The sequence below is a fragment of the Thalassobaculum salexigens DSM 19539 genome (assembly GCF_000423805.1).
Lineage (GTDB): Bacteria > Pseudomonadota > Alphaproteobacteria > Thalassobaculales > Thalassobaculaceae > Thalassobaculum > Thalassobaculum litoreum.
The window spans coordinates 2,286,914-2,301,427 of record NZ_KE384093.1 but is presented as its reverse complement, the minus strand read 5'-3'; the positions used below and the strand labels follow the sequence as shown (position 1 = coordinate 2,301,427).

The following is a 14,514-nucleotide window of genomic DNA, read 5'->3' as shown; positions in this document are numbered from 1 at the left end:
CGAACGCCATCCTGGCTTGGCAAGAAGAGCGCGGTGTCGAGTGGCATTACATCGCGCCCGGCAAACCGATGCAGAACGGCCTGGTCGAAAGCTTCAACGGACGGCTGCGCGACGAGTGCCTGAACGAGCACCTGTTCTCCAGCCTGCGCCATGCCCGCCAGTTGATCGGCGCCTGGCGCGACGACTACAACCAACACCGCCCCCACACGAGCCTCGGCGGGCTCACACCGTGGGAATACCGCAACCGGTCAATCGAGGACCAAAACCGGAACAGAACTAACTTCTGAACGAGGACATATCGGGGAGCAGGTCAATGTCGACCTGCAGAATCTGCGCCTCGAACATTGGACGCTCGACTGGAGTTGGCCCTGGATCGGCTTCTCAAAGGATCCCGACAACGATATCCCCGCGCTTCGGCGCCTCAAGGAACTGGCCGAGGCGAACCGGCATCACGACGCGGCAATGCGGTTCTTCGGAGACGAGCGACGGGCCATGCGCTGGCACCCCCGACATCTGGGGAAAGCAGCCTCATGGCTTGAGTGGATCTACGACGGGTTGTCCCGGTACGGCCAGTCTGTCGCTCGTCCGATTGTTGGTCTGTTCGTTAGCACACTAGTCTTCGCCCGGATTCTCTTCGACCTGGCGACCCAGGCGCCCAAGCAGGGCGTTTGGATGTTCGGTGAGGCGCTCTCCGCATCGATCGCCAATACTCTGCCCTTCATTCCATCGGTGCGGGCGGTTCGTATAGACGCGCTCGACACACTGTTTGGGCAGGATCCCAGCTTCTGGGTCGATATCATGAACATCGGCCAAGGCGCTGTCAGCTTCGTGTTCCTGTTCCTGATCGGCCTTGGACTCAGGAATAGGTTTCGGCTGTGAGGACACTGTGATGCCAGGGGCGCTGAGTCTAACGAGGGAGGGCGCCCCGGGTCAGTCGATCCGGTCCGGCAGGCCGCGGCCGTTGTTCCACCAGCGGTTAGGGTTGTCGCTGGTCGGGTCGTAGGCGGCCCGGCTGGCCCAGTCTTCGCGCAGGAAGATCACCGGCTCCTCGTAGTGATGGGCGTAGATGATCGCGTCCATCACCTGCTCCAGCGCCTGCAGATCCCGCTCGAGGGAAATCTTCAGCTCGACCATCGGATAGGTCTCGGTCGACCCGGCCTCGAAGCCGTCCACATGGGTCGTCGTGGTCGAGCCCGGTTCCGGCTGGGCGGTCTCCTTGCCGACCGCGGAGATACTGGCATTGCGCTGATACCGCCCGAAGCTGAGCGGGTGGACCTTCATGACCGCGTCCAGGATCCGGTCGGTATCCTCGGCCAGCGTCTGGATTTCCAGCGTCCAGACCGGCACGAAGCGGCCGGACTTCGCCTTGTAGGCGGACAGGTACGTCATGGCGCGCATCTCCAATTGTTCTTGTTATGTTCTATGCGTTGGGATGCGAGGGGTCAACGGGGCGGTGCGTGCGAACCGACCGGCGATGGATAGGGGCGTGTCGTTCAGCCCAGCGCCCGCTCCAGGTCGGCGATGATGTCCTCGGCCGTCTCCAGGCCGATGGAGAGCCGGATCACGTCGTCGCCGGCCCCCGCCGCCGTCCGCTGCTCCTCGGTGAGCTGGCGGTGGGTGGTGCTGGCCGGGTGCAGGATCAGCGAGCGGGTGTCGCCGATATTGGCCAGGTGCGACAGCAGGCGGCAGCGCTCCACCACGGCCATGCCGGCCTCGTAGCCGCCTTTGACCCCGAAGGTGAACACCGAGCCGGCCCCCTTGAGCAGGTAGCGTTCGGCCAACTGCTTGTACTTGTTGCCTTCCAAGCCCGCGTAGCTGACCCAGGCGACCTTGTCGTGCGCCTCCAGCCATTCCGCCACCGTCTGGGCGTTGGCGACGTGGCGCTCCATGCGCAGGGCCAGGGTCTCGATGCCGGTGATGGTCAGGTAGGCGTTCATCGGCGCCATGGTGGGCCCCAGGTCGCGCAGGCCGACCGCGTGGCCGTAGGTGGTGAAGGCGAGGTCGCCGAATGTCTCGTAGAAGGTCAGGCCGTGATAGGCCGGCTCCGGCTGGGACAGGGACGGGAACTTGTCGTTCTGCGACCAGTCGAAGGTGCCGCTGTCGACCACCGCCCCGCCCATGGCGTTGCCGTGGCCGGACAGGAATTTGGTGGTCGAGTGTACGATCAGGTCGGCCCCATGCTCGAACGGCCGGCACAGGTAGGGGGTGGCCATCGTGTTGTCGATGATGAGCGGCACCCCGGCGTCCTTGGCGATGCGGGACAGGGCGGCGATGTCGGTGATCACGCCGCCCGGATTGGCCAGGCTCTCCGCGAAGATCGCCTTGCACTTGTCCTGCATGGCGGCGGCGCGGACCGCCTCCAGATCCTCGGCATCGACGAAGTCGCAATGCCAGTCGAACTTCTGGAAGGTGCGGCCGAACTGGGTGATCGAGCCGCCATAGAGCCGGCGCGAGGCGACGAACCGGTCGCCCGGGCTCATCAGCGCGAACAGCGCCAGCATCTGGGCCGCATGGCCCGAGGCGGTGCAAGTGGTGCCGCGCCCGCCTTCCAAGGCGGCAATCCGCTCCTCCAGCACCGCGACGGTCGGATTGGACAGGCGCGAATAGATGTTGCCGAAGGTCTGCAGGTTGAACAGCGAGGCGGCGTGGTCGGCGTCGTCGAACACATAGGCGGTGGTCTGGTAGATCGGCGTGCCACGGGCGCCCGTTGCCGGGTCCGGCGAGGCGCCGGAATGCACCGCCATGGTCTCGAAGCCCTTGGGAATGAAGCCGTCGCCCACGTCGCTCTGCTTCGACACCTTGTCGGAGCGGCCGGGCATGCGGCGCTTGGAGGAGACGACCCGGCTGTTGAACCCGTGCCAGCCGAGCTCGCCGAACAGGCGGGAGAACTCGATCTTCGGGCAGCGGTCCATGATGACGGTGAGACCGGCGGCCTCGGCCCGGTCGGCGGCCTCGTCGTTGCGCACGCCAAGCTGCATCCACACGACCTTCGCCCCGTGCTCGATGGCGGCATCGGAGATCGGTCCGGCGGCGGTGGAATTGCGGAACACGTCGACCATGTCGACCGTTTCCGGCAGGTCTGACAGCTCGGCATAGGCCTTCTCGCCGAGGATCTCGCCGCCCGCACCCGCGACCTTCGGGTTCACCGGATAGACCTTGTAGCCCTTCTGCTGCAGGTACTTCATGGCGAAGTAGGAGGGGCGGTTCCAGTTGTCCGACGCGCCGACCATGGCGATGGTCTTCACGTCGCGCAGGATGTCGCGGATCACGTCGTCGTCGTAGACGAGTCCGCCATTGGCATCGGTCGCGCGCTTCGGGTCGATTTCGGCCATGGGTTTATTCTCCCTTCCAGACGGGGGCGCGCTTTTCGATGAAGGCGTCGATGCCTTCCCGGGCGTCGTGGGCCAGCATGTTGCGGGTCATCACCGCGCTGGCATAGGCGTAGGCCTCGTCCATCGGCAGCTCAAGCTGACGATAGAACGCTTCCTTGCCGATCGTGAGGGTCAGCGGGGATTTGGATGTGATCTTGGCGGCGAGCGCATCCACCGCGGAATCAAGATCCTCGGCCGGGACCACCTTGTTCAGCAGACCGGCGGCCTCGGCGGTGGCGGCGTCCAGCGGTTCGCCGGTGACCAGCATCTCCATCATCTTCTTGCGGCCGACATTGCGGCTGATCGCGACCATCGGGGTCGAGCAGAACAGGCCGATATTGACGCCCGGCGTGGCGAACTTCGCGGTGTCGGCGGCGACGGCCAGGTCGCAGGCGGCGACGAGCTGGCAACCGGCCGCCGTCGCCATGGCGTGCACCTTGGCGATGACGATCTGCGGCAGGCGGTTGATTGCCATCATCAGGTCGGAGCACTGATCGAACAGCGCTTTGAAGAACGGTTCGCCCTCGTTCTCGCGCACTTCCTTCAGGTCGTGGCCGGCGCAGAAGGCCGGGCCGGCGGCGGCCAACACCACCACCTTGACCGTGCGGTCTGCCGCGATCGCCGCCAGCTCGCGCTGCAGCTCGGCCATCAGCGCCCGCGACAGGGCGTTGCGCTGCTTCGGCCGGTTCAGGGTCAGGGTGGCGACACCGTCGATGTCCTCGCGGACCAGGATGGGCAGGGCGTCGGTATCCGGCGTCTCAGCCTGGGGCAGGGCCATGGCTGTCTCCCTCGGTTTCTTGATTGGTGGTCACAATGCGCTCTCGCAGAAGGATTTCAAGATCTGTTGGGCAGCCTAGTGGGTCCAGGTCGCGCAAGAAACAACCGTGAGATTAGTCACGGACTTTTCCATAAATTTCGCGGACAAATAACAAAACCAACTAAAGACCGGGGGCGGTTATGTTGCGGATTTTGAGGCTGTTGTGGATAGGCTTCATAGCGTCAGGGATTTTCCTTGCAGATTGCCGGAATAACGCAGTGCTAGCACAAGGAGATCCGCCGTCGCCCGCTTCGCTTTCTATGGAAACTGCGGTGGCGCCCGAACCCGCTGCCGCGCTACCGGCAAATACTTCGGCACCTGCATTAATCGTGAATCAGTCACGCGAGAGCTGGAAAATTCGTTTTGAAAGAATTGTTTCGAAGAAACCGCCTACAGATAACGTAGATCAAAAGATTGAAGTTTTTAAAGGGGATGTAAACGCGATATTTCGCTGGATTCGGAGGGAGCGTGATACGTATTTCACGTTACGTAAAAATCAGGAGATTACGCTTCGTGAAATAAAGGATTTATCGGAGAAGAGAGAAAGTGATATTGACAAGAGTTTGAATAGAATTGAATTATTAAAGAGTCGTATAGGTGATTTACAAGGTAGAAAAGATCTTGATCGTCTACAGAGGCTGATTTCGGATGGACGTAAATCAGGGATTCAACGAAGCAGAGTTGAGCAGGATATTATAAGAATAGAAAAGCTATTGAGCGCATATAATCTATCACCAGAAGAAATAAAAGAAAATAACTTAAAATTACAAGAACTTAGGGATGAGTTAGAGTATATAAATTATGATACCCAGGATATTAAAGCAGAAATTGAATATGTAGAGGCAAGTTTAAAAGATAGAGCAGATGAAAAAGAAAGATTAGAAAAAGAGCAAAAAATTATTTTTGCAGAAATAAATGATATTAGGGATGATTTCAATTTATTGAATCAATATCATTTAACGCTAAGCGATAATTCCATTGTGACCGACGACTATCTTGAGCAAATTGACGATCATGCGGCGCTTATACTTCTTCCAGAGTCAGAGAAAAACGAATTTAAAATGATAATGTCCGCGACATTTGCTGGATTGGTACTTTCAGTCATTGTTGGGTTTTTTGTTGTATCTTATAAAGATGAATATGTGAGAAAATCGATATTTTCTAATCAATCTGGTATTCAATTCATTACGCTATTTTCTCTTGTTATTGCGATTATTTTATTTGGGATACTAGGAGTATTGGGGGACAAAGAGCTTGCGGCTCTTCTTGGTGGATTGTCTGGATACATTCTCGGCAAGGTCGGCGACGGTATCGGTCGGTCAAGGCCACCCGCTCAAGCCGTTGATCAGCAACCGAAGGGACCCGATCCGGTTGTACCAGGCTAGCTTGGGTGATGGTCAGAAGCGGTGCCGCCTGCTTCTAGCGCACGTCCAGCAGCAGCAGCACGCCGGCGACCGAGAGGACCGACAGGCCGGTGGAGATCAGGATTGCCGTGGTCGACTGGGCGACGGCCGACTGGTAGCGCTGGGCCATCAGATAGACGTTGATCCCGACCGGCAGCGAGGCCAGCAGCACCGCCACGTCGCGCCACAGGGTCTCCACTCGGAACACGTGGGTCGCCAGCGCCCAGACCAGCAGCGGGTGCAGCGCCAGTTTCAGCACGGTGCCGACCGCCGCCTGCTGAACTGCCCCGGCGATCCGGTAGGCGGCGATGGAGGCGCCCATGGCGAAGACGGCACAGGGCAGGGCGGCGCGGCCGAGCGTGCTGGTCAGGGTGTCGATGAAGCCGGGCAGCTTGAAGCCCAGCAGGTTGACCAGCACCCCGAGCAGCAGGGCGATGATGATCGGGTTGGTGATCAGCCCCTTGGCCACGTTGACCGGCAGCCGCCGCATCTCCTGGCGGGCGCCGATGCCGACCTCGGCCTGGATGGTGACGACCGAGAGAAGCTGCCAGGAATGGAAGGCGATGATCAGGAACAGCGGCAGGGTCGCCACGTCGCCGAAGGTGGTCAGCACCAGCGGCACGCCGAGCATGACCGTGTTGGAGAAGGCGCCGGTCATCCCGGCGATGGCCGGCGCCGCGCCGGAGCCCTTGAAGGCATACCGGTTCAGCAGCGATCCGACGATCCAGGCGATATAGCCGCCGCCGAAATAGGAGATGAGAAACCCCCACTGGATCGTCGCCGGCAGCTCCGTCGTCGCCATGGTGCGGAACAGCATCGCCGGTATCGCGTAGTCGAACACGAAGCGCGACAGGCCCTTGGTGGCGTCGTGCGGGAACAGGCCGGTGCGTGCGGCCCCGTAGCCCAGCGCCACGATACCGAACACCGGCACGATGATCTCGAGAAGGATCTCCATGAAGACGGGCTTAAGGGGCGCGGACCGACGGCGCCAGATGCTAATCTCGCGTTGACGGCGTTTTGCGCCGCGCGCTACCGCTGAAGCAGAGCGTGATCCATAAGAATAAATCTTCCGGGAGGACGACCATGCCGCATCTTGAGATCGCCGACGGCGAGAGCCTGTATTTCGAGCACACCGCACCGAGCGATCCCGCCGGCAAGACCTTCGTCTTCGTCAACGCCCTGACCGGCAGCTACACCATGTGGGAGGCCTCGATCGCGCCGGCCCTGCGTGAGGCCGGCCACGGTACACTGGTCTACAATTTCCGCGGCCAGGCGGAGAGCCGCACGGCGCCGACGACGAAACCGACCCCGACCCAGATCGTCGACGACCTCGACCGGCTCTGCGCCGAGGTGCGGCCGGCGCGTCCGGTGCTGGTGGGCCTGTCCATCGGCGGGCTGTTCGCCGCCCAGGCCTATGCCAGGGGCCTCCGGGCCGACGGGATCGTGCTGATCAACACCCTGCGCAAGCCGACCGAGCGGCTGGAGTGGATCAACACCGCCATGGCCCACGGGGTCGCGGCCGGCGGCTTCCGGCTGATCATGGAGCTGAACCTGCCGATGCTGGTGAACCCGGACCAGCTCGCCAAGATGCGCGCCGACGTGCAGACCGGGGCGCCCTACACGCCGATCGATCCGGCGGATGGCGGTTACCGGCTGATGGTCGAGTCGGTGGCGACCGACTGGAACTTCCCGTGGGAGACGCTCGACATTCCGGCGCAGATCATGGTCGGCTTGCACGATCGGGTATTCTACGTTGCGGATGACGTGGAAGAGCTCGCGGCGCGGATCCCGACCACCTCGCGGGTCGTGTTCCCGGATGCGGGCCATCTGATTCCGATCGAGCGGCCGGGCGCCTTCACCGAGGCGTTGCTGGATTTCGCGAAGACGGTATGAGAGGGGAGACCGCCGTGGCCTGGAAGCCGGCGCTGGTAATTTTCGACTGCGACGGCGTCCTGGTGGACAGCGAGCCGATCGCCACCCGCATCATCGCCGCCGCCCTGACCAAGGCGGGGCTGGAGATGAGCGGGGAGGCGGCCCTGCACCAGTATCTCGGCGGCAAACTCACCCGCATCAAGATCAAGGTTGAGGAGGATCTCGGCATCGAGCTGGGGGACGGCTGGGTCGAGGCGATCTACGAGAAGCAGTTCGCCGCCTTCCGCGCCGAGCTGCAGCCGATCCCGGGCATCGTCGACGCGCTCGACGCCCTCGACCTGGCGGGCATCCAGTACTGTGTCGGATCCAACGGGCCGCTGTACAAGATGGACGTGTCCCTGGCGGTCACCGGCCTGCACGAGCGGCTGGAGCACCGGATCTTCTCGGCCGACATGGTGCCGGAACCGAAGCCGGCGCCGGACCTGTTCCTGCATGCCGCCGCCAATTTCGACGTGCCGCCGGGCGACGTGGCGGTGGTGGAGGACAGCCCACCCGGCGTGCGCGCCGGGGTGGCGGCCGGGATGCGGGTCTTCGGCTATGGAAAGGATTCCGGCGTCGACCGGCTGAAGGAAGCCGGGGCCCAGGTGACATTCGAGAACATGGCCGACCTGCCAAAACTGCTGGGCGTCGGCGGTTGAGCGGCGGACCCGGCCGAGAGAAGACCGGCCGGGCCCTTTCTGATCCTACTTCTTCGGCACGAACGAGCCGTGGCCGGCGCGCCAGATGTCGGGGCGGCAGCGCACGTACTGCGGCGGATACTCGATCTTGACGTCCAGCGCCTGGGCGGCGTGCCAGGCCCAGCGCGGATCGTCCATCGCCCCGCGGGCGACGGCGACCATGTCGGCCTTGCCGGTGGCGACGATCTCCTCGGCCTGGGTCGCGTCGGTGATCATGCCGACCGCCATCACCGCGATGCCGACCTCTTCCTTCACCTTCTCCGCGAAGGGCACCTGATAGCCCGGGCCGACACTGATCTTCTGTCCCGGATCGTTGCCGCCGGAGCTGACATCGACGAAGTCGCAGCCGGCATCCTTCAGCGCCTTGCAGACTTCCACGGTTTCCTCGACGGTCAGACCGCCCTCGACCCAGTCGGTCGCCGACAGGCGCATGCCCATGGCCTTGCCCTCCGGCCAGACCGCGCGGCAGGCCTTGAACACCTCCAGCGGGAAGCGCATCCGACCCTCGATCGAGCCGCCGTAGCCGTCGTTGCGGGTGTTGGACAGAGGCGACAGGAACTGGTGCAGCAGGTAGCCGTGGGCGCCGTGGACCTCGGCGACCTCGAAGCCGACCCGGTCGGCCCGCTTGGTGCTCTCCACGAACTGCTGCTTGACCCTCTCCAGCCCGTCGGCGTCGAGCGCCTTCGGCGCCGGCCAGTCGCCGTAGCCGCGATCGGACGGGCCGAGGGTCTGCCACGGATTCTCGTCCGGCTGCAGCGGACCGCCGCCGTTCAGCGGGATGCGGTTGGAGGCCTTGCGGCCGGCATGGGCGATCTGGATACCCATCACCGAGGTGCCGTACTGATAGCAGAAGTCGACGACCCGCTTCAGAGTCTGCTCGTTCTCGTCCGACCACAGGCCGAGACAGCCCGGGGTGATGCGCCCTTCCGGCGACACATGGGTCGCCTCGGTGAAGACGAGGCCGCCCGCGCCCATGGCGAACTGGCCGAGATGCATGAGGTGCCAGTCGTTGGCGCTGCCATCTTCGGAAACGTACTGGCACATCGGTGCCACCACGATACGGTTCGGCAGAGTGACGTCGCGCATCGAGATCGGCGAAAACAGTTGGCTCATGGGGTCCCCTCTGGTTGTCCTGTCGGGCAGGCCGGGGGACGGTAGCGGGTCGCGCCAGGGGGAGGAAGTGCCATGACGGCAAAAGTGTCTGTCGCCGAAATGAACCAGATTCTGCAGGAGGACCTGTCCTTCATGGGGAATCTGGGGGCCCGGTTCGAGGAGATGACCGACGGCTACGTGGTCGCCCGGCTGCCGTATTCGGACCTGCTGCTGCGGCCCGGCGGAACGATCAACGGGCCGGCGATGATGGGGCTGGCCGACGCGGTGCTCTACGCCGTGGTGCTGTCGCGCATCGGCATGGTGAAGCTGGCGGTGACCACCAGCCTGACCGCGAACTTCCTGCGCCGTCCCAAGCCGGGCGACCTGATGGCGGTCGGCAAGCTGATCAAATGCGGCCAGCGCCTCGCATATGGCGAGGTGCTTCTCCATATAGACGGTAGGGACGACGATCCGGTCTGCCACGTGACCGGCACCTATTCGATCCCGCCGAAGGAAGACCGGCCCAACGGTTAAGGAGAGTGCTGCAATGAGCCATCCGATCACCCTTGCGAGGGGCGCGGTCAGTGCCGTGGTCGAGCCGGCCTTCGGCGGGCGCATCACCGCTTTCCGCCACGGCGACACCGACATCCTCGCGCCGATCCCGGCCGACGGGTCGCGCGATCTGGCGTCGCCCGCCTCCTGCGGCTGCTTTCCGCTGGTGCCCTGGTCGAACCGGATCCGAGACGCTCGGCTCCATGTGGAGGGCGAGACGGTCGACCTGGCGCCGACCGAGCTGCCGGCCGGCCACGCGATCCACGGCCACGGCCTGCGCCGGATCTGGGAGGCGGAGAGCAACGGTACCACCCTGCGCATGCACTACGCCCACGAGGCGGGGGTCGGCGGCTGGCCCTGGCCCTACCGCGCCGCCCAGGTGATCGAACTCGACGAGGACGGCATGACCGTCACCCTGTCCGTGCTCAACAGCGGCGAGGGGGCGATGCCGGTCGGCCTGGGCTTCCATCCCTATTTTCCGCAGACCGCGGGTACCCGGCTAACCCTGCCGGTCGCCACGTCCTGGCCGCCGACCGAGGCCGAGAAGTTCCCGGTCGCCGGCGGCCAGCCGGTGCCGCCCGAGCTCGACCGGCGGGAGGAGGGACCGGTGCCGATGGGCCTCGACCAGGGCTTCGGCGGCTGGGAGAAGACCGCCCGGATCGCCTGGCCGGAGCGTGGCGTGGCGCTGACCATGACCGGCGAGGGGCCGCTGGACCATGTGATCGTCTACACCCCGACCCATGGGAAGTATTTCTGCGTGGAGCCGGTCACCCACGCCATCGACGCGGCCAATCTGACGGAAACCCAAGGCGTTGCGGATACCGGCCATGCCATTCTGCCGGCCGGCGCGGAGTTTTCGGTATCTCTGAGGTTTACTGTTGAGGTAATATAATACCGCAATCGCAACGCCCCTGAAAAAACGACGTTTTTCCGCTTGATTCCCGACCGTTCGCGCGGCATAAGGCGGCCTCCGTCGGAGGCGGGTTGTTTTCCGTGCCGACTCCAGATTTCCAGGAACCTGGCTGTGCACTGCGGTGCAGGGCCGATCGAGCGAGGGGACCGTCATGCGGACCTATTCGGCAAAGCCGAGCGAGATCGAGAAGAAGTGGGTTGTGGTCGACGCCGAAGGGCTCGTCCTCGGCCGGCTCGCTTCGGTCATCGCGAACTACCTGCGCGGCAAGCACAAGCCGACCTTCACCCCGCATATGGACTGCGGTGACAACGTCATCGTCGTCAATGCCGAGAAGGTCAAGCTGACCGGCAACAAGATGATCCAGAAGCAGTACTACTGGCACACCGGCCATCCGGGCGGCATCAAGTCCCGCCGGGTCGACCAGGTGCTGGGCGGCGCGCATCCCGAGCGCGTGATCACCAAGGCGGTGCAGCGGATGATCGCCCGCGGCCCGCTCGGCCGTCAGCAGATGTCCAACCTGCGGGTCTATGCCGGTGCGGAGCATCCGCATGAGGCGCAGCAGCCCCAGGTGCTGGACGTTGCGGCCATGAACCCGAAGAACGCGAGGTAAGCGATGTCGATGGAAACCGAGACCACGTCGACGGATGAGGCCCAGGGCCTCGACAAGCTCGCCGAGCTGCAGGCCGAGACCACGGTCGCGCCGGCGGAGCCGGTGGTCGACAAGTTCGGCCGCTCCTACGCGACCGGCCGTCGTAAGAACGCCATCGCCCGTGTCTGGATCAAGCGCGGCCAGGGCGTCATCACCGTCAACGGCAAGCCGTCGGCCGAGTATTTCGCCCGTCCGGTGCTGCAGATGATCATCGATCAGCCGTTCGAGGCGGCCGAGCGGACCGCTCAGTTCGACGTGTTCTGCACGGTCACCGGCGGCGGCCTGTCCGGCCAGGCCGGTGCGGTGCGCCACGGCATCTCCCAGGCCCTGACCCTGTTCGAGCCGGGCCTGCGCCCGACCCTGAAGAAGGGCGGCTTCCTGACCCGCGACCCGCGCATGGTCGAGCGTAAGAAGTACGGCAAGGCCAAGGCCCGCCGCAGCTTCCAGTTCTCCAAGCGCTAAGGCGGTCCGGAGCCGGGGCGGTGGCCCCGGACAAACGAAGATTTTGGAAAAGCGCTGTCTTCGGGCAGCGCTTTTTCGCTTTCTGGTGCATCATCCCGGCGCCGATCCCACGCAGCGATCTTCGGGCGGGGCGGTGACCACCGGCTGACACGGAGACTTCGCGGTGCTGGACCTCAGGGTCGTTGCCCACATCCTGGGATGGGTGATGATTTCCGTCGCGGTGACGCTGCTGCTGCCCGCGGGCCTCGACTGGGTGCGGGCGGATGCCGACTGGCCGGCCTTCGTGGTGGCCGCCGTGATCTCCGCCCTGTTCGGGGCGCTGATGATCCTGGCCAACACCATGCCGGAGCGCCCGGATCTGAGCCTGCGCCAGGCCTTCGTGCTGATCGCCTCGGGCTGGCTCACCGTCTGCGTGTTCGGCTCGATCCCGTTCATGGCCTACGGGCTGTCGGTCACCGACGCGGTGTTCGAGACCATGTCGGGGATCACCACCACCGGATCGACCGTGCTGACCGGCCTCGACGCCATGCCCGAGGGCATCCTGCTGTGGCGCGCCCTGCTGCACTGGATCGGCGGCATCGGCATCATCGCCATCGCCGTGATGATCCTGCCGTATCTGCGGGTCGGCGGCATGCAGATCTACAAGATGGAGACCTCGGTCCACGAGGGCGAGGCGGCGTCCTTCACCAGCCGCATCCTGCTGCGCCTGTCGGTGGTCTATATTGGCCTGACGATCCTTTGCTTCGCGGTGTATTGGGTTCTCGGCATGGGCTTCTTCGATGCCGTCACCCATTCCATGGCGACGATCTCCACCGGCGGTTACTCGACCCACGACTCGTCGTTCGGGCATTTCGAGTCGCTCTGGCTGCACTGGGCGGCGATCGTGTTCATGATCTGCGGGGCGATCCCGTTCATCCTGTTCGTACGCGCGACCCAGGGAAACCTGCGCGGCCTGGTCAAGGACGAGCAGGTGCGCGGCTTTCTCGGTTTCCTGGCGGTGTTCAGCATCCTGACCGCGCTGTGGCTGATGAGCCGCGACGACGGGCTCGGTTTCGGCCGGGCACTGACGCTCACCGCCTTCAACATCACCGCCATCGTCACCACCACCGGCTTCGCCACGACCGACTACACGCTGTGGGGCAACGGGGCGGTCGGCCTGTTCCTGCTGCTGATGTTCGTCGGCGGCTGTTCCGGATCGACCTCGGGCTCGATCAAGATCTACCGCTATCAGGTGCTGTGGCTGTTCGTGCGCGCCCATCTGAAGCGCCTGTTCTCGCCGCGGCGGATCGTGGTGCTGCGCTATAACGGCGCGACGCTGGGCGAGGACGTGCCGCTGTCGGTGCTGGCCTTCCTGGCCGTGTTCATCGCGACCATCGCGATCTTCACCGTGGTGCTGACGTTCTTGGGGCTCGATCTGGTCACCGCCTATTCGGCGGCGGTCACCGCGATTTCCAACGTGGGTCCGGGCCTGGGGCCGATCATCGGGCCGTCCGGCACCTTCCAGTCGCTGCCGGATCCGGCCAAATGGGTGCTGGTCGTCGCCATGCTGGCCGGCCGGCTGGAGGTCCTGGCGCTGTTGGTGTTCTTCGACCGCGACTTCTGGCGGGCGTAGGGCGCGGATATGAAAAGAGCCGCCCGAAGGCGGCCCTTTGAGTTGGTCCGGAGACTGTCTCAGAGACCCATGGCGTCGATATCGGCGGCGCTGTGCCGCTCTTCCAGCTTCTCGTCCTCGGAGCCGCGCACCCGGTTGACGACCCGGCCGCGCTTGACGCCCTTTCGCTCGGCGATCTCGTTGGTCCAGCGCTGGACGTTCTTGTAGGAGGCGACGTCGAGGAACTCGCCGGCATCGTAGAGCTTGCCCTGGGCGAGCTGGCCGTACCACGACCAGATGGCCATGTCGGCGATGGTGTACTCGTCGCCGGCGATGTAGCGGTTCTCGGCGAGCTGGCGCTCCATCACGTCGAGCTGGCGCTTGGTCTCCATGGCGAAGCGGTTGATCGGATACTCCCACTTGTCCGGCGCGTAGGCATAGAAGTGTCCGAAACCGCCGCCGAGATACGGCGCGCTGCCCATCTGCCAGAACAGCCAGTTCATGGTCTCGGTGCGCTTGGCCGGGTCCTTCGACAGGAAGGCGTCGAACTTCTCGGCCAGGTAGAACAGGATGGAGCCGGACTCGAAGACCCGGATCGGCGTGTCGACGCTGCGGTCGAGCAGGGCCGGGATCTTGGAGTTCGGGTTGACCCCGACGAAGCCGCTGCCGAATTGGTCGCCGTCGCCGATCCTGATGATCCAGGCGTCGTACTCGGCGCCCTTGTGACCGGCGGCCAGCAGCTCCTCCAGCATGATGGTGACCTTCACGCCGTTCGGGGTGCCGAGCGAATAGAGCTGCAGCGGGTGCTCGCCGACCGGGAGCTCCTTGTCATGGGTCGCGCCGGCGATCGGCCGGTTGGTGCTGGCGAAACGGCCCCCGTTCTCCTTGTCCCAGGTCCAGACCTTCGGCGGGGTGTAGGACGGCATGTCGTTCATGGCGGTCTCCGTTGCTGATGTCGTCGTCGGCAGAAGGCTCTGCCCAAAGTCGGTGTCGGGGTGCCGGTCTCGGGCGCTCGGTCCCGGTCCTGGCGATCTGGCTTAGCGGCCGGCGATTAC

General features: G+C 64.1%; 16 protein-coding genes. 10 read left to right on the top strand and 6 right to left on the bottom strand.

All coding sequences use genetic code 11. The annotated features are described in order from the left end of the window. Both G578_RS0115185 and G578_RS0115180 read left to right on the top strand, forming a co-directional pair. Nucleotides 1–287: integrase core domain-containing protein (locus G578_RS0115185; RefSeq protein ID WP_028794962.1), on the top strand; the 287-nt coding region annotated here is incomplete at its 5' end. Between the two features lie 205 nt (nucleotides 288–492). Beyond that, nucleotides 493–879, top strand: a complete 387-nt coding sequence (locus tag G578_RS0115180; protein WP_156907338.1) for a hypothetical protein — start codon at nucleotides 493–495, stop codon at nucleotides 877–879. Nucleotides 880–930: 51 nt separating this feature from the next. Here G578_RS0115180 and G578_RS0115175 read toward each other — a convergent pair whose 3' ends face one another. The 3 genes from G578_RS0115175 to G578_RS0115165 form a co-directional block, all read right to left on the bottom strand. Then, complete coding sequence (locus G578_RS0115175) at nucleotides 931–1,389, bottom strand: hypothetical protein (protein ID WP_038014236.1); 459 nt, start codon at nucleotides 1,387–1,389, stop codon at nucleotides 931–933. Nucleotides 1,390–1,493: 104 nt separating this feature from the next. Beyond that, entirely contained in the window at nucleotides 1,494–3,332 is a 1,839-nt protein-coding gene (locus tag G578_RS0115170; protein WP_028794959.1) for an O-acetylhomoserine aminocarboxypropyltransferase, read from the bottom strand. Nucleotides 3,333–3,336: 4 nt separating this feature from the next. Continuing rightward, the gene (locus G578_RS0115165) at nucleotides 3,337–4,149 is read right to left on the bottom strand and encodes an enoyl-CoA hydratase (RefSeq protein ID WP_028794958.1); all 813 of its coding nucleotides are present in this window, start codon (nucleotides 4,147–4,149) and stop codon (nucleotides 3,337–3,339) included. Nucleotides 4,150–4,460: 311 nt separating this feature from the next. Here G578_RS0115165 and G578_RS29585 point away from each other — a divergent pair, with 311 nt between their 5' ends. After that, a complete protein-coding gene (locus G578_RS29585) occupies nucleotides 4,461–5,573 on the top strand; it encodes a hypothetical protein (RefSeq protein ID WP_156907337.1) in 1,113 nt (370 codons plus the stop codon). Between the two features lie 34 nt (nucleotides 5,574–5,607). Here the strand turns inward: G578_RS29585 and G578_RS0115160 are convergent, their stop codons facing one another. Continuing rightward, nucleotides 5,608–6,546: an AEC family transporter gene (locus G578_RS0115160; RefSeq protein WP_028794957.1), complete on the bottom strand. Its 939-nt coding sequence runs from the start codon at nucleotides 6,544–6,546 to the stop codon at nucleotides 5,608–5,610. Between the two features lie 128 nt (nucleotides 6,547–6,674). On the opposite strand from G578_RS0115160, the gene G578_RS0115155 reads away from it, so the two are divergent. Both G578_RS0115155 and G578_RS0115150 read left to right on the top strand, forming a co-directional pair. After that, entirely contained in the window at nucleotides 6,675–7,484 is an 810-nt protein-coding gene (locus G578_RS0115155) for an alpha/beta fold hydrolase (RefSeq protein ID WP_028794956.1), read from the top strand. A 14-nt stretch (nucleotides 7,485–7,498) separates the two neighbouring features. Beyond that, nucleotides 7,499–8,161 carry an HAD family hydrolase gene (locus tag G578_RS0115150; RefSeq protein WP_028794955.1) on the top strand — a complete coding sequence of 221 codons (663 nt, stop codon included), beginning with the start codon at nucleotides 7,499–7,501 and terminating at the stop codon, nucleotides 8,159–8,161. Between the two features lie 45 nt (nucleotides 8,162–8,206). Here the strand turns inward: G578_RS0115150 and G578_RS0115145 are convergent, their stop codons facing one another. Then, complete coding sequence (locus tag G578_RS0115145) at nucleotides 8,207–9,313, bottom strand: NADH:flavin oxidoreductase/NADH oxidase (protein WP_028794954.1); 1,107 nt, start codon at nucleotides 9,311–9,313, stop codon at nucleotides 8,207–8,209. 72 nt (nucleotides 9,314–9,385) lie between these two features. Between G578_RS0115145 and G578_RS0115140 the strand changes: the two genes are divergently transcribed. From G578_RS0115140 to G578_RS0115120, 5 genes are all read left to right on the top strand, one after another. Then, nucleotides 9,386–9,826 (top strand): PaaI family thioesterase, encoded by a 441-nt coding sequence (locus G578_RS0115140; RefSeq protein WP_028794953.1) that lies wholly within the window; start codon nucleotides 9,386–9,388, stop codon nucleotides 9,824–9,826. Between the two features lie 13 nt (nucleotides 9,827–9,839). Further along, nucleotides 9,840–10,736 (top strand): aldose 1-epimerase, encoded by an 897-nt coding sequence (locus tag G578_RS26545; RefSeq protein ID WP_051244827.1) that lies wholly within the window; start codon nucleotides 9,840–9,842, stop codon nucleotides 10,734–10,736. Between the two features lie 172 nt (nucleotides 10,737–10,908). Continuing rightward, nucleotides 10,909–11,367: a 50S ribosomal protein L13 gene (rplM, locus tag G578_RS0115130; protein ID WP_028794952.1), complete on the top strand. Its 459-nt coding sequence runs from the start codon at nucleotides 10,909–10,911 to the stop codon at nucleotides 11,365–11,367. A 3-nt stretch (nucleotides 11,368–11,370) separates the two neighbouring features. Beyond that, on the top strand, nucleotides 11,371–11,868 hold the full coding sequence (rpsI, locus tag G578_RS26540) for a 30S ribosomal protein S9 (protein WP_038014234.1): 498 nt from the start codon (nucleotides 11,371–11,373) through the stop codon (nucleotides 11,866–11,868). Between the two features lie 163 nt (nucleotides 11,869–12,031). After that, the gene (locus tag G578_RS0115120) at nucleotides 12,032–13,480 is read left to right on the top strand and encodes a TrkH family potassium uptake protein (RefSeq protein WP_051244826.1); all 1,449 of its coding nucleotides are present in this window, start codon (nucleotides 12,032–12,034) and stop codon (nucleotides 13,478–13,480) included. A 59-nt stretch (nucleotides 13,481–13,539) separates the two neighbouring features. Here the strand turns inward: G578_RS0115120 and yghU are convergent, their stop codons facing one another. Beyond that, nucleotides 13,540–14,394 (bottom strand): glutathione-dependent disulfide-bond oxidoreductase, encoded by an 855-nt coding sequence (gene yghU, locus G578_RS0115115; RefSeq protein ID WP_028794949.1) that lies wholly within the window; start codon nucleotides 14,392–14,394, stop codon nucleotides 13,540–13,542. Nucleotides 14,395–14,514 lie beyond the last annotated feature (120 nt).